The organism is Paenibacillus illinoisensis NBRC 15959 (assembly GCF_004000925.1).
In the GTDB taxonomy this organism is placed as follows: domain Bacteria; phylum Bacillota; class Bacilli; order Paenibacillales; family Paenibacillaceae; genus Paenibacillus; species Paenibacillus illinoisensis.
Window position 1 is genome coordinate 268041 of record NZ_BIME01000002.1, and the last position, 26083, is coordinate 294123.

General features: G+C 46.8%; 17 protein-coding genes. 15 read left to right on the forward strand and 2 right to left on the reverse strand.

What is annotated here, in order from left to right:
* Positions 1-3 precede the first annotated feature (3 nt).
* Entirely contained in the window at positions 4-1611 is a 1608-nt protein-coding gene (locus PIL01S_RS06690; protein WP_127536829.1) for a PucR family transcriptional regulator, read from the forward strand.
* Between the two features lie 31 nt (positions 1612-1642).
* Positions 1643-3421 carry an allophanate hydrolase gene (gene atzF / locus PIL01S_RS06695; protein ID WP_127536830.1) on the forward strand — a complete coding sequence of 593 codons (1779 nt, stop codon included), beginning with the start codon at positions 1643-1645 and terminating at the stop codon, positions 3419-3421.
* Between the two features lie 281 nt (positions 3422-3702).
* Here the strand turns inward: atzF and PIL01S_RS06700 are convergent, their stop codons facing one another.
* Positions 3703-4857: a glycosyltransferase family 61 protein gene (locus PIL01S_RS06700; protein WP_127536831.1), complete on the reverse strand. Its 1155-nt coding sequence runs from the start codon at positions 4855-4857 to the stop codon at positions 3703-3705.
* A gap of 439 nt (positions 4858-5296) precedes the next feature.
* On the opposite strand from PIL01S_RS06700, the gene PIL01S_RS06705 reads away from it, so the two are divergent.
* The 13 genes from PIL01S_RS06705 (at position 5297) to PIL01S_RS06765 (ending at position 25085) form a co-directional block, all read left to right on the forward strand.
* The gene (locus tag PIL01S_RS06705) at positions 5297-6823 is read left to right on the forward strand and encodes a response regulator transcription factor (RefSeq protein ID WP_127536832.1); all 1527 of its coding nucleotides are present in this window, start codon (positions 5297-5299) and stop codon (positions 6821-6823) included.
* A gap of 47 nt (positions 6824-6870) precedes the next feature.
* The gene (locus PIL01S_RS06710) at positions 6871-8694 is read left to right on the forward strand and encodes a sensor histidine kinase (protein WP_127536833.1); all 1824 of its coding nucleotides are present in this window, start codon (positions 6871-6873) and stop codon (positions 8692-8694) included.
* Positions 8684-10225 (forward strand): response regulator transcription factor, encoded by a 1542-nt coding sequence (locus tag PIL01S_RS06715; protein ID WP_127536834.1) that lies wholly within the window; start codon positions 8684-8686, stop codon positions 10223-10225. The genes PIL01S_RS06710 and PIL01S_RS06715 overlap by 11 nt, the downstream gene beginning before the upstream one ends.
* Before the next feature lie 178 nt (positions 10226-10403).
* Positions 10404-12080 carry a type 2 periplasmic-binding domain-containing protein gene (locus tag PIL01S_RS06720; protein ID WP_127536835.1) on the forward strand — a complete coding sequence of 559 codons (1677 nt, stop codon included), beginning with the start codon at positions 10404-10406 and terminating at the stop codon, positions 12078-12080.
* A gap of 128 nt (positions 12081-12208) precedes the next feature.
* Complete coding sequence (locus PIL01S_RS06725; RefSeq protein ID WP_127536836.1) at positions 12209-13174, forward strand: ABC transporter permease; 966 nt, start codon at positions 12209-12211, stop codon at positions 13172-13174.
* Positions 13175-13286: 112 nt separating this feature from the next.
* Positions 13287-14126 (forward strand): carbohydrate ABC transporter permease, encoded by an 840-nt coding sequence (locus tag PIL01S_RS06730; protein ID WP_246058139.1) that lies wholly within the window; start codon positions 13287-13289, stop codon positions 14124-14126.
* Entirely contained in the window at positions 14127-15683 is a 1557-nt protein-coding gene (locus tag PIL01S_RS06735) for a glycoside hydrolase family 43 protein (RefSeq protein ID WP_127536838.1), read from the forward strand.
* Positions 15684-15743: 60 nt separating this feature from the next.
* Complete coding sequence (locus PIL01S_RS06740; RefSeq protein WP_371859922.1) at positions 15744-16778, forward strand: endo-1,4-beta-xylanase; 1035 nt, start codon at positions 15744-15746, stop codon at positions 16776-16778.
* A gap of 69 nt (positions 16779-16847) precedes the next feature.
* Entirely contained in the window at positions 16848-17834 is a 987-nt protein-coding gene (locus tag PIL01S_RS06745; protein WP_127536840.1) for a glycoside hydrolase family 43 protein, read from the forward strand.
* Positions 17835-18291: 457 nt separating this feature from the next.
* Complete coding sequence (locus PIL01S_RS06750; protein ID WP_127536841.1) at positions 18292-19827, forward strand: glycoside hydrolase family 43 protein; 1536 nt, start codon at positions 18292-18294, stop codon at positions 19825-19827.
* Positions 19828-19973: 146 nt separating this feature from the next.
* Positions 19974-21674, forward strand: coding sequence for an extracellular solute-binding protein (locus tag PIL01S_RS06755; protein ID WP_246058106.1), 1701 nt, complete (start codon positions 19974-19976; stop codon positions 21672-21674).
* A 42-nt stretch (positions 21675-21716) separates the two neighbouring features.
* Positions 21717-23459 carry a sensor histidine kinase gene (locus tag PIL01S_RS06760; protein ID WP_307720978.1) on the forward strand — a complete coding sequence of 581 codons (1743 nt, stop codon included), beginning with the start codon at positions 21717-21719 and terminating at the stop codon, positions 23457-23459.
* A gap of 3 nt (positions 23460-23462) precedes the next feature.
* Positions 23463-25085 (forward strand): response regulator, encoded by a 1623-nt coding sequence (locus PIL01S_RS06765; RefSeq protein ID WP_127536842.1) that lies wholly within the window; start codon positions 23463-23465, stop codon positions 25083-25085.
* Between the two features lie 194 nt (positions 25086-25279).
* Here the strand turns inward: PIL01S_RS06765 and PIL01S_RS06770 are convergent, their stop codons facing one another.
* Positions 25280-26035: a helix-turn-helix domain-containing protein gene (locus tag PIL01S_RS06770; protein ID WP_246058140.1), complete on the reverse strand. Its 756-nt coding sequence runs from the start codon at positions 26033-26035 to the stop codon at positions 25280-25282.
* Positions 26036-26083: the final 48 nt, after the last annotated feature.

Below are 26083 nucleotides of genomic sequence, written 5' to 3' on the forward strand. Positions count from 1 at the left end.
GAGATGGCAGATCACAAGAAGGCAGGATTCACGTGCAGTGATGTTTTGTTGATCCCCGACTTTAAGGAAGCTGTCGTCTTGGCTGGAGCAAGTGGCATGCAGCGAATGATTAACCGTGTCAACGTGATGGAAGTGCCGGATGTGATCGATTGGGTGCGCCCGGGGGAGTTTCTGATCACCAGTGGATTTCCATTTCGTGATCAGCCGGAGGCCATTGCGGATATCATACCGCAGCTGGTGGAGAAAGGTGTATCAGCGCTGGGGATCAAAACCAAACGATTCATTGATCATATTCCTGCCCGTGCACTCGAGCTGGCTGACCAATTGGGCTTTCCGATCTTCGAGCTTCCGGCCGCGACCGTTTTTTCGGATGTTGTCCGGGATATTATGGAACGGGTCCTTGTGCAGGAGGCAAGAGAGCTATCGCTGCTGCAAAGCCGCTTTCACAAGCTGTCTCAACAGCTCCTGTACGGGAAAGGATTAGAGGAATTTTTGCAAACGCTGGATGGCATATTGAACAATCCCATTGTATTGCTTGATGACTCCAATCATCTGTTCCTCTCTCCCCAGGCAGAGGAGATTGTGGAGGCAGATAATCCGATGCTGTGGTCCGGTCTGCGGGAGGAGAGCAGCCTCGGTGTGAGTTTCATAACACTAGGCGAGCGCCGAATTCGTGTATATGTATCAGCCGTTAATGACAAGCAATACGACAAATGCTTGCTGGTTCTGCTGGAATGGAATCAGGAGCACTCGGTTGTTGATCGGCTGACGATTGATCGCGTAGGTGTTTTGGTAGGACTCGAGATGATCAATACCAACGCCAGGCGGGAAGTAGAGCTGAAGTACGTCGATCAGTTTCTGCAGGACTGGGTTACGGGCCGAATTGTAACCATTGAGGATTTGAGGCTGCGAGCGGAAGCGTGCGGGCATCCACTTGATGATGATCAAACGCGGCATGTCGCGTTAGTGCGATTTTTGAACGTCAAACCTAGCATCAGGACCATGCAGCAGGCGATTAAAAGATTGAGAACCAAATCCAGATGTGTGGGGCTTCAGGCAACCATACTGGAGGGAGAGCTTGTCCTTCTTTTCGCAGAAGAAATGCATGGGATTCGGAATGTGGCGATGGAAGCCATTATCGCTGATATGAAAGTGGTTTTCCCTGCTGAGAGCTATTCTCTCTGTATCGGCAATCGAACCGAAGCTGCGGAGAAGGTATACGAAAGCTATAACGATGCCAAAAAGATTCATCATATCAGCTCCATTTGCGATTACCGTGAACCTTATGTGGACTATATGAAGCTAGGCGTGTTTCAGCTTTTATACCATCTGCCTGATACGGAGGAGGTTCAGGAGTATCGCGATCGATTCATTCTGCCCTTGCTTGCGTACGATGTGAAGCATAATTCCCAGCTGTTTGAAACGTTGAAGGTATACTTTAAGCATAATCGTAATGTGAAAAAGACGTCAGCGGAGCTTTTTACCCATTATAATACGGTTTCCTATCGGGTAGAGCGGGTGTGTGAATTGCTGGGGATCAGCATGGACAATGGCGATGATGTGCTGCAGCTGCATCTAGCGATGAAGCTGAATGAAATGAGACCAGCCTGATTGATATGTACGCGTCAAGGAGGGATGACGGATGAGTAAGCTGGATATGAAAATACCGCGCGAACTGACAATAGACTGGCTGCAAGCGCAATATGGGAGTGGGAAGCTCAAGCCGGAGCAGGTCATTGAAGAGATCATCCGCCGTTCCCGTGAGGACGAAGGGATGAATATTTGGATCACTCCGCCTGTGCTGGAGAGAATCAAGCCGTATTTGGACCGTCTCCAAACAATGGATACTTCCTTACCGCTGTGGGGTGTACCCTTCGCCATTAAGGACAACATCGATTTGGCTGGAACACCAACAACGGCTGGCTGTCCCGAATATGCATATGTTCCAGACAGGCATGCTGCAGTTGTAGAACGATTGTTAGATGCCGGAGCGATTCCTGTAGGTAAAACCAATATGGATCAATTCGCAACCGGGCTTGTAGGCACCCGGAGTCCTTACGGTGAGACACATAACGCGCTGAGCGCTGAATGGATAAGCGGCGGGTCGAGTTCGGGATCGGCTGTAGCGGTAGCGAGGGGACAGGCGGCATTCGCCCTGGGCACGGATACAGCGGGCTCCGGAAGGGTTCCTGCGGCGCTGAACCGTCTCATCGGCTATAAACCGAGTCTCGGAGCCTGGTCGACAAAAGGTGTTGTTCCCGCTTGTGCCAGTTTGGACTGTGTAACTGTATTTACCCATTCAATACACGAAGCAAGGATTGTAGATATGCAAGTACGAGGTCTTGAATCATCAGACCCATGGTCCAAGGAAATGCCGCGATTGGTCGATAAGCTTCCCAAAAAGTTGTATCTGCCTGAAAAACCATTAACGTTTTTTGGTCCGTTGGCTGAGGAATACAGCAAGGGATGGGATTCAGCAGTCCAGAGGATCAAACGGTTGGAGCTGACAGTCGAGTATATCGATTACGCTCTCTTCGAGGAGGCTGCCGCACTTCTGTACGATGGACCTTGGGTAGCTGAGCGCTGGGCCAGTGTAGGAGAATTCATTGAATCAAGTCCAGAAGTCACTTTCCCGGTGACGGAACAAGTCTTGCGATCAGGAGGATCAGGCAAGCATGACGCAGCTTCCGTATTTACCGCGATGCATAAGCTTCAGGAGCTGCGAATGATAAGCAACAAGCTTCTCCAGGAAGCGGTGCTTGTCATGCCGACCTGTGGAGGCACATGGACGAGAGGACAGGTTGAAGCCGATCCGATAGCTACGAATTCGGACATGGGGCGGTATACGAACCATTGTAATCTTCTAGATTTATGTGCGGTGGCTGTACAAGCGGGTGATGCCGCGTCTCAGATGCCTTTTGGAATTACGTTATTTTCGCTATCTGGCAATGAGCACTTGATGGAAAACGCTGCGGCCTCGTTTCTTGAAGTAAATTTGCCGCCTCTGGAAGCAAAAAGGCAAGAAACGATCCTGGTTGCCGTCTGCGGCCTGCACATGAGAGGTTATCCACTGGAGAAGCAGATGCTGGAACACGGGGGTCAATTTGTTCGTGAGTCTCATACGGCGGAGAAGTATCAAATGGTGAAGCTTCCTACAGTTCCGGCTAAGCCCGGGTTGTTGAAGAAAAAGGTAGGAGGCACTGCTATTGCGCTTGAATTGTGGGAGATGCCTGCCGCTTCTTTTGGCGCGTTCGCTGCATTAATTCCGGCCCCGCTTGGTATAGGCAAAATTGAATTGCAGGACGGGACAGAGGTGTCTGGTTTTATATGCGAAGGCTACGCTGAAGAAGGGGCAGAGGATATATCCGCCTGCGGAGGATGGAGAAACTTAGATAGGTATGAAGAAAGCGGGTTCGCTTAAACGATCGTCTTTCGATCCCAAGAACCGAATATTGTGATAAGGGAAAACAACTATGAGAGCATAAAATTCTTTCCCATTCATGTTGTCACATGAATAGTCCATGATGGTATATGCAAATTCATCGGTCCATAATCATCAGTCTGATGCATGTCCCGAGTTCAATAAAGGGCTACTGACTTCCTAGTCAGTAGCCCTTTATTATTATTTTATGTAACCACGATATTGAAACCCGCATCCTTACCGACTAGTGATGAGTGGCTCTAAGGGACATGAACGGCTGTTCAGGTAGCCCGCTTATTCAGTCCAGCTATACGCAGCGTTTGCTCCAGTCGATTCAGATCCACGGTGAAGTCCTCTAATCCCGGAAAAAGGTCCGGTGTCGTTCCGTCATCTTGCCCATACATCATATAATAATCAAGTTTGTTATGGTTGCTGATCATCCAGTAAGTAGGCACTACATGCCGGATATGAAAAATTTCTACGACAAGGGTGTCCTTCATGCAGAAAGCGAGATTGGCCAGCCCGGCTCCGTGCGGTGAAACGATCGCTTTTGAGGAAGCAAAGAGCTGAATCTGCTGGGCAACGCTCCAATCTTCCAGACAGATCGGAACAAACCCGTACGTCTCCAAAAGCCGGATGACTTCACCCTCGTTAGCTATCCGTCGTGCAGCGGCTTTGCTCCGGGAAATGAAAATGCGTTCCGGTGAATGCAGCGTTGTGTAGCGTTCAGGCAGCATAAACATGCGAAGGACAGATGTAGCCCAAGGGGGATAGTGGGAATTCATCATTAAGGAAGGCACGACCAACCTGTCAGCCTGAAGTTCCCTATTGTCTCCAGTACGAATCACGGACGATTTCGATACGCCAAACATCAATAACGTTTCTTCCACAAATGATGCATAAGGATTCGGATTCATGATCAGCGATTGAAAAGGAATATTTAGATTTTTAAGCATACCCAATCGAGGCAGCACATCATATAACCAATGAAAATAATTATGACTCCCGCAAAAAGTCAAAACGGCAGAAGTCCCATGGAGATAAAGTTGCTCCTGTGTCTTACTCCGATACAAAGCAGGGTGTTCTTCCAGTGTCAGCATTCTATTAAGTCTTCCATCGTATTCGGGAGAAAGGTCGAAGATCAGTTTTTCATCTGATGTCAGGACAGAACCTGATCTTCCCCAAACTCGCCCATTTGATATGTATGCAACATACCCACCTTCAGGATGAGCGGTATAGGGCGTCAAATAACGGTGAATTTCCGTTTCAAGGGTTTTCGGTACCTCGTATTTAACGGCTTCACCAAGATCAAAAGGGGAAACTTTTTCATCCCCGCCGGAGGAAACGGAAGCTCCCCATTCCCAAATGTCCCTGTAGAAAGCGGACTTATTTGAATTTGTGCCTGTCGATTTGACATTTTTACATATTTCACTCATTTTTCAGCCCTCCTTAGCCATGTGTTGCTATGCAGCTAATTTATGCATGCAGGCCTCAAAGTGATTAGGGCTGATCATATCCTTTATTTCTTCTGTGAAAATTTACATGCAGATCTCTTCATTACGCTGTGAACATGTCGCAGTATCATTATTTACTATTAAATAGTAAAGCTTTGGATGCTAAATCAAGTATTGTATGTTGTATATGTGCTAAAAGCTCTGGATAATTAGAATGTTACACAGTTATTATTGTAGTCACTTATACCTGAGGGTAGCGCCAGATGTGTTGAATCTCTCTCCATCGGGAGAGAAGATCGACGTATTTTTTAGGTTTAATGATGTTAAGCATAATGATAGTATTGGTTGAAAGAAATGAAACATTATAAGTTCACTATCAAACACGATACGTGCTTCATTTAATGGAGAGGGGGAAACATAAATGATGAATGTTTTGTTGGTGGATGATGAGCCGTGGGTGCTCGAAGGACTGAGAACCATGGTGAATTGGGACAAATACGGTTTTCGCATTTGTGGTGAGGCGGAGAATGGCAATGCTGCCTGGTCCATGATCGAAAGTCTTCAACCGGATCTGGTGTTTACAGATATTCATATGCCCTCTGTGAGTGGCCTGGAACTGATTGACCGTTCCAAGCATGAACTGGCCAAAGCACCCCGATTCGTTATATTAAGTGGATATGACAGCTTTGAGTATGTAAAAACAGCGCTGGAGCAGAGAGTAGAGGACTACTTGCTCAAGCCTATTGATGAGATCGAGATAGAAAATGTACTGGAACAGATGGGCCGTAAAATTCAGGAAGAACAGATTTCGGCAGAAGTACACCAGCGTGATCGTGCCCTGTATGTGAATTGTTTGTTTGATCGCCTGATTCAAGGGGAAGACAGCATGGAGCTGCAGGACGAAGTGAATACCATGCTGCAAATGGAAGGTCATGAGGATATGGCCTGTCTTCTAATTGCCACGGATATCAGTAAAGATGACGTGAAAGGGCGAATACACGCTTTTGGTGGTGTCCATTGGTCGGAACCTTTTGTGGATGCTGAAGGAAACCTAGGTGTGTTCGCTGCCGATATCGATAATTCTTTGAACCTGCTTGAGTCAATGGGCAGAAATATCGTGGAGACCTATGCTGGTCATTCCTCCATGATTGTGGCCGTTGGACATCATTCGGGCACACAAATCGGTATGCGGTCAGCCTACGAGAAAGCTTTGTTCGCTCTAAAATGGAAGCGTTATCAGGGAGGGGGCGGATTTGTTCAACATCAGGATCTGCCGCAGAGTGACCCATTGGCCAGCGTAAATCAAAAAGCTTTAGCCAATCTGATGGAAGTCATTCTTTCTGGTGAACAGGATAGGTTGGAAGGGAAGATTCAAGCACTTCTTGCTGATCCTGACTTAGGATTGCCCTTCTCCAATATGGAATACGTCCGGGTTCAATTGCTTGCCCTTGAAATGAGTGTTCTCAAGGAGTTGAAAGAGCTGGATGGAGATATGGGCAGTTTTATGCTTCACGTTCAAAATAAGGCAGGCGGCATTACTAAAATCGACTCCTATCCAGCATTTCGGGATTATGCACGTGTGTTAAGTTTGAACGCTTTGGAGGCGCTGCAGGAGCGGAGAAAAGAAAAGGAATGCAGCACCATTTTTCGTGTGGTGCAATATGTCAATCAGGAATTCCGTAAGAAGCTGCAGCTTCAGGAGCTCGCACATCAATTTCACATGAACGCCAATTATTTGGGGCAGGCATTCAAGCAGCAGACGGGCAAAACGTTTCGGGAATATTTAAACGATAAACGGATTGAGGAAGCGAAAAGACTATTACGCCAAAGCTGCGCATGCGTTGCTGACATTGCGGTTCAGTCTGGTTATCCGAATGCAGACTATTTTGTAAGTCAGTTCAAGCGAATGACGGGCATGGCGCCTTCGGCATATCGTAAGCAGCAATAGATCCCCCGAGAGATGAGAAGTACGAATGAAGGATGGCGATAGCAAACATGTTCAGAACATTCCGTTTTCGCAGCATCGTGAACGATATACCCTTGAATTACAAATTTATCTTGATATATGTCATTGGTATTTTGCTTCCTATCTTTGTAAGCAATGTTTTGTTTATGGATCGTATGTCAGGGTTGATCAAGGAACGGGAAGAGCAGAATTTACAAATCTCACTGGAGCGTGCAAGAAAGGATATTCATACCATGATTGATGGTGGCGTCGCCGTCAGTCATGCCTTGATTACGGACAAGTTGCTGACCGAATCCATGGATCGGGTGTATGACAGTCAGCTGGATTTCTATAACACACTCGATGATCAGCTTCGTCACCGGGTGACTTCCTATATTCCTGTGAACAACCAAATTCAGCGAATAGGGGTTTACACCGAAAATCCGACCATTGTGCCTGGAGGGGATTACTATGTTCTGGACAACGACGTACGCTCCGGAACCTGGTTCGAGCAATGGAAGGCCGCTGGGGAAACCCTAAAAGTGCTTGCATACCGTGATCAGGCAACGAATGATCGTGCAGCAACCTCCTCGTATTTAAGCGTGATCGAAAAAATGGATTACTACAACGCCGACAACTCTTATCAGAAATTGGTACGCATCGATTTCTACGTGAGTCGCTTCTATGATGTGATTGCCAGAGAAAAGAGTTCTCTGGATCTGTATCTGGTGAATGCCCAGAATCAAATTATTGTATCTGCGGATGACAAGTATCAGGGCGAGATGGAGAGTAGCTATGCGTTGTTTGATATGAGCAAAGCGGCAGACAAAGACTTGCATATCGTTCCAATCGGTAGTGCTAGTTATGTGAAAGGTTGGAAGCTTATTGGTGTTCCTCAGGAAACACGTGTCAAACAAGCAATGTTATCCATGCAGCTTTATTTTGGAATGCTGGCCGGGATTATTACCCTGATCACTTCCATTTTCATTTATGTCATGCTCCGTTCCTACAATTATCGTGTCAAGCGGCTGTCGAGACATATGCAGAAGGTGGGTAACGAGAAATTCGAACTAATCAACATGGATGGTGGACATGACGAGATTGGGCATTTGATTAGCAATTTCAATATGATGACGGCACGAATCCATTCATTGATCAACAACGTGTACAAGCTAGAAATTCAGCAGCGAAGCCAGGAGGCTGAGCGCATTCGAGCAGAGCTTAATCTGCTGCAAAGCCAGATGAATCCTCACTTTCTATTCAATACGTTGAATGCGCTGCTAGTAGTTAGCACCAAAAATAACTATGCGGACGTGAAGGATATTATCAAGGATCTGTCCAAGCTGCTTCGCCGTCTGTTGAACTGGAAGGATGATGTGGTCACGCTGGAGGAGGAAATGAGCTTTACGGTCATGTACCTGGGTATTGAGAAATTCCGTTTCCGGGACAAGTTTGAATACTATATTGACATCACTGAAGAGGCAAGGCGATATAAAATACCCAAAATGAGTATCCAACAGCTGGCGGAAAATGCTTGCAAACATGGCATTCAGGCCATTGAGGGGCTTGGCTATGTGAAGATTCAGGCTGAGATTGTGAACGAGCATCTGCGTGTTGTCGTATCTGACAATGGAAAGGGTATGGACAAGGAACGGCTTCAAGAGGTTCTGTATCACATGCGAAGCAAGGAAGAGAGCGGTGGATACAATATTGGAATACGAAATGTGTATCGCCGTCTTGAATTGTACTACGACGATAAAGTGAATTTTAATTTGGTAAGCAGGATCGGGGAGGGGACTGAGGTATCCTTTGAAATCCCGTTGCAATTGCTGGAACGTCAGGATGTAAAAGGAGGCGTGGACGATGGCATTTAAAGTGTTGTTAATTGACGATGAGCCTTTGGCGCTTGAGGGTCTGCAGTTATGGATACCATGGGAGAACCTTGGCTTTGAGGTGTGCGGTGTCTGCGGAAACGGTTCGGAGGGCCTGAAGCAAATGGAGGAGCTGAAGCCCGATCTGGTCATGGTTGATATTCATATGCCGGTGATGAATGGCCTAGAGATGATTGAGGAGTGGAGACGCAGGGGCAATGAGTCTACCAAATTCATTATCCTGACAGGGTACAGTGATTTTGATTATGCACGAAAGGCACTCAAATATAGAGTTTCACGCTATTTGCTTAAACCGCTGGATGAGGAACAGGCCGAGCTAGAGATCCGTCAGGTGGGACAGGAACTGGCTAAGGAGCGGGAACAACTATACGTCGGGCAGGTGGCACAGAGAGAGAAGGAAAATCTGGCGATAAAGGAGGCTCTACTTGGCAAAGGATTGTCCACAGAAGCTGCTGGTGTACTGGAGTCCTTGTCTGGCTCCTCTCATGTTTGGAATGTATGCCTCGTTCAGATCGCGGCAGAGGATTATTGCAGGTGGAGCACGGTTGCTGCGGAATTTTTGGACAGGTCAAAAGCCATGTATGTGATTCGCTTGCGAAATGATCTGGTTTCCATCGTGTTTGGCAGTGCTGAATCAGCCTCCCATGGCACGAGCTGCACAGCCAGACACCGATTGGAGGAATTGGCACGCCGTTTGGCGAACTTTCGCGCATTTATGGCCATTGGTGAAGCGGCGTCTTCACTTCTTTTCATTAATCATTCCAGGGTCACAGCAGAAAAAGCGCTCCTGCATACCTTTTATGAAACGAATAGGAACAGCGTGATGGACTATGAGAGCCTTAAGGATCTTACGTTCCAAAGACCTGATGATCAGGTAGAGCTCACAGCGAGAATCTTGGGGGCATTTCAACTCATTGATCACGATGCTTACAGGTCAGCAGTGGATTATATTGAGCGATCTTTTCGCCAGTTACGAGTTCACCCGGAGGAGGCCCGCAAATACGTGATCTACCTACTTCATGAGATTCGAGCATATATGAGATCCGAACTGACAGAGGATACGGGCGCTCCAAATCGTCTGTTCGATATTCCCAATCTGGATGAACGCCTGCTGACATGGATTGATCTGATCGACATGCTGCAGTCGTGCGGGCGAGTCTGTTTTGAACTTTTGCTTAAGGAGAATGCTTCCGAAGCGCAGGGTATAGTACAGGACATCAACGATTACATTCATGAGCATTACCGGGAAGGCTTGAGCATTAAAATGCTTGCCGAGCGTTTCTTTTTGCATCCAGCCTACCTGGGACAGCTGCTTATACGAAAAAATGGCATTGGTTTCAATGAACTGCTACATAATTTGAGGATTGAGGAAGCTTGCCGTTTACTCCAAATGAATCAATACAAAAATAGCGAGGTCTCGGAAAAAGTTGGATACTCCACCTACCATCATTTTTTGAAGCAGTTTGAGAAAAGGCTGAACATGTCTCCGAATGAATATAAGAAACATGTCTAACAAAATACCTTTAGAAAATCGCGTACGGTTGAATCTATAGATTATAGAATGAAAACCTGAGTTTTTCTCGGAAAGAGCTATAATTCGGGTGTATTTTCCATTTAACATTAAATTTATAATGAAATTATTCAAATGAAAGGGCTTTCATGAAGGCGTAATCAAACTTTGGAGGTGCTTTATGGGGGAAAGTAAAAAGAAGTTTTTCCGTATGGGGGCAACCATGTTGTTGTCACTGAGCGTTGTACTGGCTGGTTGTTCAGGCGGTACAAATGACCCAGGCAGCGGAGAAGAGGGAAGTGGTACAGAGGTAGGGCCTGATAATCCGATAGAAATCTCGGTATTCCTTAACGAGGCCGGACAGCAGCCAACCGCTGACAACAAGATTTACAAGAAAATGAAGGATGAGCTTGGCGTATCATTCAAGTTCGAATTTCTGGCCGGTGACAAAAACCAAAAGCTTGGCGTTATGATTGCTGGTGGGGATTATCCAGACCTGATCTCAGCTGATACCAAACTGACAGCTGCAGGTTCAGTCATTCCGCTTGAAGATCTGATTGAGGAACACGCCCCGAATTTAAAAAAACATTACGAGAAGTACTGGAATCAAATGAAGGATCCAAATGATGGACATATCTACTACCTGCCAAACTATGGTGCATATAACGGCGAAGTAGCTGACACCTATTACAGCGGTCCCGCGTTCTGGATTCAAAAAGCCGTACTGAAAGAGTTCGGTTACCCGACTCCAAAAACACTGGATGAATACTTCGACCTGATCGCGAAATACAAAGAGAAATATCCGACTATTGACGGCAAGCCGACCATCGGTTTTGAGGTCCTGAACTATGACTGGAAAAACTGGGGCTTGTTGAACCCGCCTCAGCATTTGATCGGTCACCCAAATGATGGCGGAGTGGTCGTCAACGATGGCAAGGCGGAGATCTTCGCCGATAAGGATTATGCCAAACAGTACTATCAGAAGCTAAATGAAATCAATGCGCAAGGCTTGCTTGATAAGGAAGCGTTTGCACAAAACTACGACCAATATATGGCCAAATTGTCCAGTGGTTCCGTACTCGGCATGTTCGATCAACATTGGAACTTCCAAAGCGCGGAAGATTCCCTCATCACGCAAGACAAAATCGAACGCACTTATGTAGGTTTCCCGCTTGTGTATGACAGCAGTACCAAAGACTATTATCGTGATCGCGCAGCATTGAATCTTAACAATGGTTTCGGTATTACCGTGAGTGCCAAAGACCCTGTAAAAATCCTCAAAGTGCTCGACAAACTGATGGAGGAAGAATGGCAAAAAACACTCACTTGGGGCATTGTGGATGAAGACTATTATGTCAATGAAGAAGGCCGCTTCATGAAGACACAAGAACAACGCGACAATGCAGCGGATGCTGCTTGGAAACTTGCCAACAAAGCTGACGCATTTTATGGAACTGCGCCGAAAACGGAAGGGTACTTTAGCGATGGCAACGCAACTTCGGCAAGTAATCAGCCAGAAGAATACCAGGCAAGCTTGAAACCGTTTGATAAGGAAGTTTTGGATGCATATGGTTTCAACAGCTATGTCGATTTCTTCAGTGCTCCACCAGAAAATCCGGTAACTTACCCTGCTTGGTCTGTCGATGTGGTAGAGGGATCTCCAGCCAAGATTGCCAATACGAAGTTGAACGAATTGTCGACCAAATATCTGCCAAAATCAATCTTGGCCGGTACATCAGAGTTTGACAATGTTTGGAACGAATACGTTTCCGAGATTCAAAAGCTTGACATCAAGGCATATGAAGATCGTATCAATGAAGTGTTGAAGTGGAGAATTGATAACTGGTCTGTGAAATAAAAACAACTTATGTCAGGAAGGAAGATAACCTTCCTTCCTGATTCTTTTGAAACATGGTTATGGCAGATGTGTTCTGGGTGTTTCGACGTTTTCCTTTGATTATAAAGATGGATAGGGAGCTTGATATTATGGAGGAAATTGTAGTGGGTACCAAGCCGCTCCGCCCGAAGAAAAAACCGAAAATTAGGCGGATTACTTGGCAGAATATTAAAGCACAGAGACAACTCATTTGGATGTCTGTTCCTCTGCTTGCGTACATTATTGTCTTTGCGTATGTACCTGTATGGGGTTGGACGATGGCCTTTCAGGATTATAAACCGGCTCGGAGTTTCTCACAGCAGACGTGGGTAGGATTCAAGCATTTCCAGTTTTTATTTACCGATGACAATTTTTTGCGAGTGCTTCGCAATACGCTAGCCATGAGTATCATCAACATGATTCTGGGTTTCGTAACCGCTATTGTTCTGGCATTGCTGCTTAATGAGATCAAAAAGGTCATGTGGAAGCGGACGGTACAGACGATCTCGTATCTGCCTCACTTCTTATCATGGATTATCGTTACCGGAATCGTGGCAACATCACTTGCTTCTGACGGTATTGTCAACGATATCCTGATGAAATTGCATTTAATTGATGAGCCTATTCTATGGCTGACGGAAGGCAAGTATTTCTGGGGCGTTGTTGCAAGCTCCCACATTTGGAAAGAAGTCGGATGGAGTACCATCATTTATTTGGCGGCCATGGCCTCGATTGACCCGGCACAGTACGAAGCTGCCGACATTGATGGAGCTAACCGTTATCAAAAAATGTGGAATGTCACCTTGCCGGGAATCAAGCCTACCATTGTCATCCTGTTGATTATGTCGATCGGGCATATTCTAGAGGCCGGTTTCGAGGTTCAATATTTGCTGGGTAACGGATTGGTTGTTGACTGGGCAGAAACGATTGATATCTTTGTGCTCAAATACGGGATTGCACAGGGTAACTATTCGCTTGCGACTGCAGGCGGTATATTCAAGACCGTGGTCAGCATTACGATGTTGCTTGTAGCGAATTGGACAGCCAAGCGGCTTGGGGAAGAGAGGCTCTTATAAGATGAAAAAAACACCATTGTCCGGTTTAGGAAATACATCGGCGCTTTCTGTACGCCGTCCTGGTGCCAGAGGGCTTGAACCGTTTCTGTTCGGCACCTTTAACACGATCTTCATGATTTTGCTCGTAATTGTGACGCTGTATCCATTTTTAAACACCATTGTAGTTTCGTTTAATGCAGGGAATGACACCATTCGGGGAGGCTTATATTTATGGCCTCGTGATTTCACCTTGCAGAATTACAAAGCTGTTTTTGCATCGGGCACGATCTATAATGCGTTTTTGATTTCAGTTGCGCGGACTGTACTTTCTACTCTGCTTAATATTTTCTTGACCACCATGCTGGCCTATACGCTGAGCCGGCGCGATTATATTTTCCGCAAGCTGATTACAACTGTTTTTGTACTGACCATGTATTTCAATGCCGGTCTGATTCCGGGATACTTCCTCATGAAGGATCTGCATTTGATTAATTCCTTCTGGGTGTATGTGCTGCCATCACTGGTAAGTGCGTTTAACCTGATCGTCATTCGTACGTATATTTACACGATACCCGAAAGCTTGATTGAATCTGCGAAAATAGACGGTGCAGGAGATTTCCGGATTTTCTGGAAAATTATTTTCCCGCTATGTAAACCTGTGCTGGCAACCATTGCGCTCTTTGTTGCCGTGGGTGCGTGGAACTCCTGGTTTGATGCTTTTCTGTACACGTCGTCTCGTCAAGAGCTCAGCACGCTGCAATATGAATTGATGAAATTGTTGTCTTCCAGCATGAACGCCAACAGCAATCCTTCCGTAGCCAATGGTGTAGGGGCAGAGCATTCGACTCAGGTAACGCCAATTTCCATTCGTGCGGCCGTGACCATTGTGGCTTCCGTTCCGATTTTGCTTGTATACCCGTTCATGCAAAAATACTTTGTCGTAGGACTTAATGTAGGGAGTGTGAAGGAATAAATGTCACAGCTTCAAGTACAACAAATTCGCTATGCGAACCCGATTCTTCCTGGTTTTTATCCGGATCCGAGCATTGTGAAGGCAGAGGATTACTTTTACCTTGTTTGCAGTTCGTTTGAGTATTTTCCGGGGGTTCCGATTTTTCGGAGCCCGGATCTGATTCACTGGGAGCAGATCGGCAACGTATTGGATCGGGTAAGCCAGCTTGATTTGACTGGTCAGAAGAGCTCGGACGGGATTTATGCCCCTGCGCTGCGATACCACGAAGGTACGTTTTATATGATCACGACAGATGTTAGAGGTATCGGGAACTTCTATGTTACGGCAACCAACCCTGCAGGACCATGGTCTGATCCGATTCGCATTCCGTATGGAGGAATCGACCCCTCTCTGTTTTTTGACGATGACGGAAAAGTGTATGTTACGGCGCAGCAAGGAGCGGACTACGACTCTCACGCCATTCAATATGAGATCGACATCACGACAGGAGAGGCGTTATCCGAACCGCAGGTGGTATGGCACGGAGACGGTGGACCGTGGACCGAGGGGCCGCACTTGTACAAAATCAACGGGATGTACTATATGATGTCTGCTTCTGGAGGGACAGCCAAGGAGCATCGCGAAATCATCGGTCGCAGCGAACATCCGTATGGTCCATTCGAACGGTATCCAGAGCCGATTCTGACTCACCGCCATTTGGACCACCCTATTCAGTATTTGGGCCATGCCGATCTGGTGGAGGATCATCACGGAGAATGGTGGGCTGTATTCCTTGGCGTCCGCTTGACAGAAGACGGATATAGCGTGCTTGGACGCGAAACATTCCTTGCACCGGTTTTCTGGAATGAGGGCTGGCCGCACATTGACAACAATGAAGGTACGGTAAGCCTGGACATGGCGATTCAGCGTATGCCGATGTCAGTTCCTTCTCAAGCGGATGGTAATGCAGCAATTGTTGCTGGCCGGGATGACTTTAATGAAGAATTGGGTCCGCAGTGGATGTTTGTGCGCAATCCGTCAGAAGGAGCATGCTCCATAACGGATAATCCGGGTTCTTTGACACTTTACGGGCAGGAGGCAAATCTCAGCGACGTTGGTCAGATTACGTTTATTGGCCGTAGACAGCAGCATCTTCAGGCTAGCTACACAACCAGCATGACATTTGTGCCGACTGCTGATGGAGAAGAAGCGGGCATGTGCATTCGCCGAGATGAGGATGCGCATTATGAACTTGGTGTTAAAAGGTCGGAAGGACGCAACCTCATTTTTGCCCGTCTGACGGTACGTGGAGAGTCGAAAATCGTGTACGAGAATGAGACTGAAGCAGAGCAGCTGTTTCTTCGCATTGAATCAACGGAGACGGACTATAAACTGAGCTGCTCCTTGGATGAACAGGACTGGGTAAGTCTTGGCACGGGTTCGGCACGGGCCATCTCTCCGGAAGACTTTGTGCATAAAATGTGCTTTACCGGAGCGGTAGTCGGATTATATGCCACTGGCAACGGCCAGGCAAGTCATACACCTGCACGCTTCGATTGGTTCGATTATGAAATCTAGCTAACTGATCTAACGAGACGAACTAATATTACTTATTCGGTAATCAGGAGGAGGGGAATTATGGAATCCAGGCGTGAAGAGGAATCATTGAAGGCTTTATATAAGGATGCTTTTCATATCGGTGCAGCGGTTAATCCCCTGACGATCGACAGCCAGCGCTCGCTTCTGGCCTACCACTTCAACAGCTTGACAGCAGAAAATGAAATGAAATTTTCAAGCTTGCACCCGGAAGAGAATCTGTACAAGTTCGAGAACGCAGACGTCATAGCTGCATTTGCCAGAGAACAAGGCATGGCACTGCGAGGACATACGCTGGTCTGGCATAATCAGACTCCCGATTGGTTGTTCGAAAACGAAACGGGCGGAAAGGCGGAGCGGGAGCAGCTGCTGGAACGGCTTCGCTCGCATATTCAGACTGTCGTCGGCAGATATAAGGATGTGATCTACTGCTGGGATGTTGTGAATGAGGTCATCTCTGATGAGAATGATGAAAGTGCATTTCTGCGGCCTTCCAAATGGCTGGATATTGCCGGGGAGGACTTTATTGCCAAAGCATTCGAGTTTGCTCATGAAGCAGATCCACAGGCTCTCTTGTTTTATAACGACTATAACGAGTCCAACCCGCATAAGCGGGAGCGCATCTACCGACTTGTTCGTTCACTGCTGGATCAAGGCGTACCGATTCATGGGGTAGGTTTGCAGGCACACTGGAATTTATACGACCCCAAGCTGGACGACATGCGTGCTGCCATTGAGCGTTATGCCCAGCTTGGCCTTCAGCTTCAGCTCACTGAACTTGACGTATCGGTATTTCGCTTTGAAGACCGACGTACGGACCTGACTCGTCCTGAGAAGGGGATGCTGGAACTGCAAGCCGAGCGTTATGAATCCATTTTCCGTCTCCTCTACGAATATCGTGAACATATCAGTGCTGTCACATTCTGGGGAGCAGCCGATGATTATACCTGGCTTGATCATTTCCCGGTCAGAGGCAGGAAAAATTGGCCATTTTTGTTCGATGAGTCGCATGCTCCCAAACCGGCTTATGAGCGAGTCGCTCAAATTCCGAAGCGTGCTGCTATGGAGAAAAAGTGATACTTTTATCGTTGAAGCGTCCGAAAAAATGTTGAAATTGAATCATTTTTTTTGAAAGGGAGTATTTGAATGTCTGAAGTGCCTAAACCGCATCAACCGTTAGTCACCCACATCTATACTGCAGATCCATCAGCACATGTTTTTGAAGATCGGATCTATATCTATCCATCTCATGATCTGGATCATGACGGTCCGGTGAATGACAACGGAGACCAATACAAAATGGAGGATTATCACGTATTGTCCATGGCCGATCTGAATTCACCGGTCGTGGATCATGGTGAAGTGCTTCACGTTAAGGATGTCCCGTGGGCATCCAGTCAGATGTGGGCGCCAGATGCAGCGTACAAAAACGGGAAATATTATCTGTTTTTCCCCGCACGTGATCATGACGGCATCTTCCGGATCGGCGTAGCAACAAGCTCTTCTCCCCAAGGTCCATTCCAACCTGAGGAGCAGTACATCCCAGGCAGCTTCAGCATTGACCCTGCCGTATTCATTGACGAGGACGACGCGGCCTACATGCTCTTTGGCGGGCTGTGGGGCGGACAGTTGGAGAAGTGGCAGACGGGAAGCTACGTGGAAGATGCCGAAGGTCCTGCTCCGGATGCGCCTGCCCTTGGCCCACGAATTGCCAAGCTCAGCGAGGATATGATTTCTATGTCTACGGAAGCATTGGAAATTGTAATCGTGGATCAGGAAGGCAACCCGCTTACCGCCAGCAACGAAGATTGCAGATATTTCGAAGGCCCATGGATGCACAAGTATAATGGTAAGTATTATTTGTCTTACTCCACGGGAACAACGCACAAGCTTGTGTATGCTACAGGGGACAATCCTATGGGACCATTCACGTTCCAGGGCACTATATTACCGCCTGTTTTGGGATGGACAACACATCATTCCATTGTTCAATTTGAGGATAAATGGTATTTATTTTATCATGACTGTTCCCTGTCCGGCGGTGTCGATTACAAGCGCTGTGTCAAATTTGCCGAACTGACGTATAACTCCGATGGAACCATTCGCATGATTGATCCATACCCGGAAAAATAACAAGTTTAAGGGGGGCCTCGCGGGCCTCCCTACTTATATAATCATCCCTTGAAGCCGCCCTTTAAAATCTTTTTTTTGGCATGTATTTGGTTTTAAAGAGAAGGTCATATTAGCTTATCTATTTATGAAAGCGCTTAAATGATAATTTTATTACTCCACCTTTTACTATAGGATGTGATTGTTCTTGCATCCACAAAATCACATAATCAGTCTGTTCAAGCGGGCTAGCACTCGTCAACTCATGATTAATCTTCTTGTCATATAACGATTGCATGGGAATTTATTATGCTGTATGCGGAAGTGGCATCAACCTTCATTATAATGGAGAACGATGTTATTTTTTTCTGTTGCTTCTGGATTAAAACATGTAAAATGGGTTTGACTGAGGAGTCAGTGTTTGAATTCTATTTCTAACGATATTTTTACAATATTCAAAATAAGCGGGGTGTATTAAGGAATGGTTCATCACAATCCGATTCTATGGGCCGATTATCCGGATCTCGATGTCATCCGCGTAGAAGATACGTATTACATGGTGAGTACGACGATGCATATGATGCCAGGATGTGTCATCCTGCGTTCATATGATCTGATGCATTGGGAAGTGGCAACTCATGTGTATGATAGACTGGATGACACACCCGCCCAAAGACTGGAAGACGGCAAGCAGATTTATAGTAAAGGAATGTGGGCAGCTTCACTTCGGTATCATCAAGGGACTTTTTATGTAATCTTTGTAGCCAATGATACGCGAAAAACGTATTTGTACACATCTTCATCTATATTGGGGCCATGGAACAAACGCATTGTTGAGGGCTTTTATCATGATTGCTCACTTTTCTTTGACGATGACGACCGGGTATATCTGGTACATGGCAATACCGAAATTCATCTGATCGAGTTAAAAGCTGATCTGTCAGGACCCAAACCGGGGGGATTGCAGCGTTTAATCGTAAAAGAGCGAGAGCCTTACCATCTGGGATACGAGGGTGCCCATTTCTATAAAATCAATGGGAAGTATTATGTGTTCCTGATTCACATTTCGAAAGAGGCGGGACGAAGAACTCAGGCTTACTTCATGGCGGATACGATAGAAGGTGAATTTGTCGGTGGGGAAGTTTTTAACGATGATATGGATTATTTCAATTCAGGTGTTGCGCAAGGTGGGATTGTTGATACACCGAATGGAGAATGGTATGCTATGCTGTTTCAGGATCATGGTGCGGTGGGTCGTATTCCAGTACTTGTTCCCGTGCATTTCGAAGGCAGTATACCCGTTTTTGCAAGCAAGGCACCAAAAGAAATTGATATTCCTAGCACAAGGCCGGATTATCAATATAGCCCACTGGTAGGTAGCGACGATTTCAGTTATCACATTGGAGAAGACGGTAGAGTACGCCTGCGTGATTTTTGGCAGTGGAATCATACGCCCCATGATGAGCTTTGGACTGTAACCGAGAAGCCTGGTACATATCGTATTCGGAGCGGTCAGCTCAGTCCGAACTTAACGTTTGCCGTAAACACATTAACCCAGCGCGCGATGGGACCTGCATGTACGGTTAACGTGACACTGGACGGCAGCGGATTAAACGATGGTGATTATGCAGGCATATGTTTTTTAATAGGAACTTACGGTCTGATTGCGTTAACTAGGGATGAAGGACAGTTCTACCTTGTCATGCATGCACGGGAAAGTGAGGATTCCAGCATATTCGGGAATTTGATTGATCAGGAACCTGCCACGGAACATGCACGAATCCCCGTAGCCGGGCCGGTCGTTACGCTCCAGGCGTCAGGTCATTTTGTGAACAATCAGGATGAGTGTTCTTTTGCCTATCTTGATGCTACGGAGTGGAAGCCAGTTGGCATCCCTCACAAGATGTTCTATAAATTGGACCATTTCATGGGCTGCCGGATTGGCTTATTCCTCTATTCCACGAAGGTTATTGGAGGAATAGCCGATTTCTCCAATTTCGAATACCAGGTTATCTAGGCAATGAACACACAATGGTATGCATAAAGTCGCCTGGTGGCGGCTTTTTGTACGCCTACGGATCATTGGATATAGAATGATTGAATTCCGTATGATCCATAAAATAAATGGCATGATTCATTCCAATAGAAATGGGGCAAGTTGTCGTGTCTAATCGATGGAAGTACAGAACAAGATGGACCTTAATTCTGCTCCTTGCGGTGCTCATGCCTGTAAGCCTTATGCAAGGAATGTCTGAGCAGACGCAACCGTTACCCGCGGGGCAGCAGGGAGAGCCTTCTGAGGAGGAAGGAAAATATGTTCCGTCCATACAAGTCACTTTTGTCAGGGAAACAGAGGAGGAACTGGAGCGAATGGTTGAGGAGTTACCGGGTGAAAGTCTGATAGATAATCGCTGGACACGCTTGTATGAAGAAGAATTGGGAATTCAGATTCGTTATGACTGGATCGCAACGGGTGACGTTTATAATCAGAAGCTGGGGGTAGCCCTTGCTTCAGGCCGTTTCCCTGACGTTGTCAAAGTAAACCCATACCAGCTCAGGCAGTTAAGCAATGCCGGATTAATTGAAGACCTAACCGAAGTGTACCAGACGCAAGCCACTCCTCTTACCAAAAAAATATTGGAGGCTGAGGGTAGAGGTGCGTTCGACGCTGCTACCATAAACGGTAGACTGATGGCCATCCCTGAATCGTCATCTTCCATTGAAACGGCGCAGTATCTGTGGATCAGAAAGGATTGGCTCGAAAAACTGGATCTACAGCCCCCAAGAACGATGGAGGAGGTCCTGATCATATCGGAAGCGTTCACACAAGGAGACCCCGATGGTAACGGGCAAAACGACACCTACGGAATGGCGATGACGAGTTATTTGTGGGATCCCGTCATGGGTGTATCCGGGTTCATGGCCGGTTACGAAGCTTATCCGAATATCTGGATCAAGGATAAGAAGGGGAATCTCGTTTACGGTGGCATACAACCGGAGGTCAAACAAGCGCTTGAAATGCTGCGAAACTTATACCTTAATGGCCAGGTTGATCCCGAGTTTGCCTACAAAAACGGAAGTAAGGAGTATCGACTGGTTCAGGACGGTAAAATAGGCATGCTGTATGGTGAACAGTGGACCCCATTCATGCTGCAGACTACGCGTGATACGGACCCCGCCGCAGAGTGGCAAGCCTACCCTCTTGTGGCCGAGTCTGGAAAAGACATACGGGTCCCGCTGCGTTCCAATACAGGACAATATTTTGCCGTAAAAAAGGGATTTGCGCATCCTGAGGTCATCGTCAAGCTTATGAATCTGCATCTGGACAAAAACTGGGGTGAACAAGCTGAGTATGAAAAGTACTACAATGATGACTCACGCGCCGTCTGGAAGCTTTCACCAGTAACACCGTTTCCAGGAACCAAAAACATAGATGCCTACAGAGATATTCGTGACGCCACAGAAAAAGGGGATTACTCCAGCTTGGAGAGTGAAGCACTAGCGATCCACAAACGAATGGTTGCTTATGACTCCGAAGGCATAAAGAGTGGATGGGGATGGAAACAGACCTATGGCCCTTCGGGTGCTTTTAGCATTGCCGATGCCTATGACTTGAACGGGCAGCTGATGTACGACGAATATACCGGGGGGATAACCGAAACCATGGTAGACCGGCAAATTATTCTTCGAGATCTCCAGCTTGAAGCCTATATGAATATTATCCTTGGCTCGCCCCTCGAAGAGTTTGATCGGTTCGTCGACGATTGGTACAAGCTGGGTGGGGAAGAAATTACATCGGAGGTGAATGCGTGGTTCAGAACCAATGGTGGAGGGGATCACGGCTCGTTGGCATCTTCGAATTAATTCACAATCCTTTCGTGGTTTGGCTTACAGGAGGTGAAAGGGTTGTTTAGGATCCCTGCCCAGTCGTGGCTCAACAGCATATTTGCAAGACTAATCATGACTTATCTGGCTTTTGTCATTCCGCTGATTCTTCTTGGCGTATATCTATATCACTGGAGTTACGATACGGCAAGCCAGGAAATATCCTTGTCGACTGATCGGCGTTTGAACCAATTTGCCATGGAGCTGAACAGGGAGATCGAATGGATGGAACTGCAGCAGTTCGACATCGCGGAAGACCGCAAACTGAACCGGCTTGCCATTCTATGGAACATGATGGATCAAGTGGAGCGACGTGAAACGTTGAATTATTTATCGGAACGATTGGCTGCTTTCAAAAACAGCAGTGCTTACATCAGGAACGTTTACGTACATATCCCTTCAGTCAACAAGAGTGTATCGGCCGTGCAGGGCATTGATGACTTTGATCAGGAATCCTTTAGCTACTTTAGCTCAACCCGAGAAGAAAAAGGGATTCGCTTTACTGTGAAAGGTGACAACCTGAATCTTAGCGCTGTAAGACTAACTGGTCAAAGAGGTGAGGATCCGCTGTTTGTTGTCCAAGTGGAACTGGATAACGCGGAAGTTCAGAATGAATTGTCACAGCTGAATCTTTATCCCGAGAGCACAACATTGCTGGTTGAGGACAAAACGGGGCTTGCCATCTCGGACCAGCGGCGTGATGCCATTCTGTCCAGTCACCGCAAGTCCAGTCCTACAAATTCGCAAAGCAACTTTCAGGTGAGTGTGGACGATACCGTGTATCATGTGAACCAGCTTCATATAAGTACGCTGGGCTTGTCCGTAGCCACCTATTTGCCGGAGGAAATCGTAACCAAACCCCTCAGCAGATTTGTTCAATGGGCCTGGATTTTTGCCATCACTTCATTCATCGCCATTGCGGCGTATCTGTATTCCAGCTACAAGCTGATCCACATGCCGCTGCTGCTGCTTGTCAAAAGGTTCAAGAAAATGGAGGGAGGCGTGCTGGACATCCCAATTAACCATCATCGAAAAGACGAATTCGGTTTCTTGTACAGCCGTTTCAATCTTATGATCGAAAATCTTCAGCAGCTGATTGACCGTGATTTCAAAATGACCATGATGATGCAGCGGGCAGAATTAAGACAGCTTCAATCCCAGATTAATCCGCATTTTCTGTACAATAGCTTCTTTATTTTAAATTCCCTCGCCAGAACAGGAGATACGGATCGCATTGAACAATTTACGAACATGCTTGGCGAGTATTTTCGCTTCATCACCCGAAACGGGACAGATCATGTTCCCATAAAGGAGGAAGTGGAGCATTCGAGAATCTATACGGAAATTCAGCAGCTGCGATTCTCCAGACGTATCAAGGTGGACTTCGGGCAGGTACCCCTGGAGATGGAACAGATTCAGGTGCCCAGGCTGATTATTCAGCCGATTATTGAGAATGCTTACGAGCATAGTCTTGAAAAAAATACAGATATGGGTCTCTTGCGCGTACATTTCTATATGGAGGAATCCTTTATCGAATTTGTCGTGGAAGACAACGGAAACGAGCTGCGCATGGAAGATATTGAGCTCCTCCAGGAACGGCTGCTGAATGAAACAAGTACAGATGAAATGACCGGATTAATGAATATACACCGGCGCCTTAGACTGACCTATGGGGAAAAAAGTGGTCTTTTTCTCTCCAGGAGTGAGCTGCAGGGGCTAAGGGTCGCTGTTCGGATTCAGGCGGAAGGAAGGGGAGTCGAATAACGAATGTATAGACTTTTGATCGTGGACGATGAGGAGATTATCACGGATAGTCTGTATGAGACGTTTGCCAGATATATGCCAGACAATCTTGACGTGTGCAAAGCCTATTCTGCTGCGGAGGCGTTATCTTGGATGCGGCGCTCCAGGATAGACATTGTACTGACGGATATCCGTATGCCGGGAACGAGCGGCCTGGAGCTGACCGAGGAGATTAAGGCCCGATGGCCGCAATGCCGCGTTATTTTCTTGACGGGACACAGTGATTTTGATTACGCCTACAAGGCTTTTCAAATGGGCAACGTAAGGTATCTACTCAAAACGGAGGGCTATGACAAAGTAATGACCGTCGTCGAACAGGTAATCGAAGAGATTCGGCAAAGTCATACCATGAATGAAGTGCTGGAACAGTCTGATGAGATTACTTCCAGATTAGCCGCGCTGCAGCAGGAGGAATATGTGCGTAAGCTTCTTCAGCAGTGTAAGCCGGCCGGTTCAGCAGATGAGATCCAAGCTGAGCTGACCCGAAGAAACATTGAATTGCAAGCCGATTCCCCGGTGTTCCTGGTGCTTGGACGATTCAACACGATGCCTGTAAACCCGGCTGATCTCGAACATGTTCAAGCATCCATTCGAGTGATCGGCTCTTCGCTTATTCGTGAACATGCGATATCTGCCAGCGTAACCGATCATTATGGCGATGCGGTCTGGCTGATTCAACCGAATAGAGAGAAAGTCAGCTCGGACGATCATTTTGTCACCTATGTCGAAGGGACATTGGAACTTGTACAAGAAGCTTGCCAGTCCTCATTAGGTGTATCCATTGCATTCGCATTAAGCGGACAGGGCTGTCCATGGTCCCAAATTCCAAGACAATACGAACGTTTGCGTCTCCTGCAGTGGATGAAGATCGGGGACGGGATATCCATGGTGTTAACAGATAAAACCGAAGAACCTGCAGTAGGGGCTTCCAAGGATTATTTGCGCATTTCAAGCCGGATCGAAATAATGATCGGTTATTTGGAAACCGGCAGGTTCCAGTCTTTTTATGACGTCTTTGAAGAGCTGATCAATGAATTGCTGCATCAGGACATGATCATGGAGCGAGCGATGGAGACGTACTATCACTTGGCACTGATGCTGTACACCACATTCAATCGTTGGGGGCTTCCGCATGAGATCCCTGATCAGCGAAGCCTTCTTCATCTCGGAGATTACCGAAGTATACGGGAGGCCGTACACAACCTGTACCAGGCAGCTGATCAGTTGGTTCAATTCAAACAGGCCAATGAAGCGGAACGGGCTAATTTGGTAACCCAAACGATATGCACATACATCAAAAATAATCTGGAGAAGGATTTATCCTTGGTCCGACTGGCTGAATTGAATCATTTCAACCCATCCTATCTCTCCCGATTCTTCAAGCAGGAAACCGGGATCAACTTATCCGAGTTTATTGACGATTGCCGCATTCGAAGAGCCAAGGAGCTGCTGGCCCATACGGATCTTATGGTACGGGAGATCGCGCTGCAAGTTGGTTATGAAGCAGCTCATTCGTTTACTCGTCTGTTCAAGAAGCTGACAGGTATGACGCCGCAGGAATATCGCGAATCCTTGCTGGTTCGATAGGGGAATGCAATAAAACAGAAATAATTGGCTGACACAGGTTACATGAGTCAAGTATGCTTCCGTACATTTACGATAGGTAAACTGTCTTCATCAGATGTTAAAAGAATCCGGATATGATAAAAACGCAGGAGCAGATGCTCCTGCGTTTTTGGTTTGACTGGAAGAGTTCCAAATAGCAAACAGATTCATTCATCCTATGCCGTATGGGTTTTCTGTCTCCGGTAGGCATTGGGACTTGAACCGGTATACGATTTGAACTTTTTGTAAAACCAATCAATATCCTTATAACCGACCTCTATAGCTATCTCGTATATTCGCAAACGGGTTGAGGATAGAAGCTGCTTGGCTTTTTCCATACGCTGTTGAAGCAAGTAATCCGTGAAAGACATACTTTCCTCCAGCTTGAACTTCTGGCCCAGGTAGGCGCAATTGAAATGCAGCATATCGGAAATTTTCCTTAACGTGATTTCATCCCCCAGATGATCCCGGATATAGGCTTTGACAAGGCGGATGACATGACTCGAGTTCATTGCTTTTCCGTAGATTGGAATAGGGGATTTACTAGGCATACTTTGTTTGACTGGTTCAGAGCTCAGCCTGCTCTGCATTCCAAGTAAACTGTTCAGCAGATCCGAGGGACGGACTGGACCAGACAAATAGTCATTTACCTGATAAGCCAGTGCTTTCCGCACAAGTCGGTAGTGATCTCTTCCACCCAGTAGAAGGATTGGAATATCACTGGTTTTCCGTATGTGGTGACATAACCACAGCCCAGCCGTATCATACTGCTCCGTAAATACAACAACAATGGCAAATAGCCTTTCAGACAAAGCAGTCAGGGCTGCAGGAGCAGAATGGACACATTCACCGATCACATACTGCGATTTGTTATGGTTCAGCAGATGCTGAAGTTCTCTGGACCAACGGCGACTGTAATCGACAAGCAGCATATTGTACAAGAAGCATGACCTCACCTTCCTGAATTTCGTTCGGGCGGT

Coding starts and splice junctions, on each gene's coding strand:
- PIL01S_RS06690 (WP_127536829.1), top strand. CDS start 4: ATGGCAGATCACAAGAAGGCAGGATTCACGTGCAGTGATGTTTTGTTG.
- atzF (WP_127536830.1), top strand. CDS start 1,643: ATGAGTAAGCTGGATATGAAAATACCGCGCGAACTGACAATAGACTGG.
- PIL01S_RS06700 (WP_127536831.1), bottom strand. CDS start 4,857: ATGAGTGAAATATGTAAAAATGTCAAATCGACAGGCACAAATTCAAAT.
- PIL01S_RS06705 (WP_127536832.1), top strand. CDS start 5,297: ATGATGAATGTTTTGTTGGTGGATGATGAGCCGTGGGTGCTCGAAGGA.
- PIL01S_RS06710 (WP_127536833.1), top strand. CDS start 6,871: ATGTTCAGAACATTCCGTTTTCGCAGCATCGTGAACGATATACCCTTG.
- PIL01S_RS06715 (WP_127536834.1), top strand. CDS start 8,684: ATGGCATTTAAAGTGTTGTTAATTGACGATGAGCCTTTGGCGCTTGAG.
- PIL01S_RS06720 (WP_127536835.1), top strand. CDS start 10,404: ATGGGGGAAAGTAAAAAGAAGTTTTTCCGTATGGGGGCAACCATGTTG.
- PIL01S_RS06725 (WP_127536836.1), top strand. CDS start 12,209: ATGGAGGAAATTGTAGTGGGTACCAAGCCGCTCCGCCCGAAGAAAAAA.
- PIL01S_RS06730 (WP_246058139.1), top strand. CDS start 13,287: ATGATTTTGCTCGTAATTGTGACGCTGTATCCATTTTTAAACACCATT.
- PIL01S_RS06735 (WP_127536838.1), top strand. CDS start 14,127: ATGTCACAGCTTCAAGTACAACAAATTCGCTATGCGAACCCGATTCTT.
- PIL01S_RS06740 (WP_371859922.1), top strand. CDS start 15,744: ATGGAATCCAGGCGTGAAGAGGAATCATTGAAGGCTTTATATAAGGAT.
- PIL01S_RS06745 (WP_127536840.1), top strand. CDS start 16,848: ATGTCTGAAGTGCCTAAACCGCATCAACCGTTAGTCACCCACATCTAT.
- PIL01S_RS06750 (WP_127536841.1), top strand. CDS start 18,292: ATGGTTCATCACAATCCGATTCTATGGGCCGATTATCCGGATCTCGAT.
- PIL01S_RS06765 (WP_127536842.1), top strand. CDS start 23,463: ATGTATAGACTTTTGATCGTGGACGATGAGGAGATTATCACGGATAGT.
- PIL01S_RS06770 (WP_246058140.1), bottom strand. CDS start 26,035: ATGCTGCTTGTCGATTACAGTCGCCGTTGGTCCAGAGAACTTCAGCAT.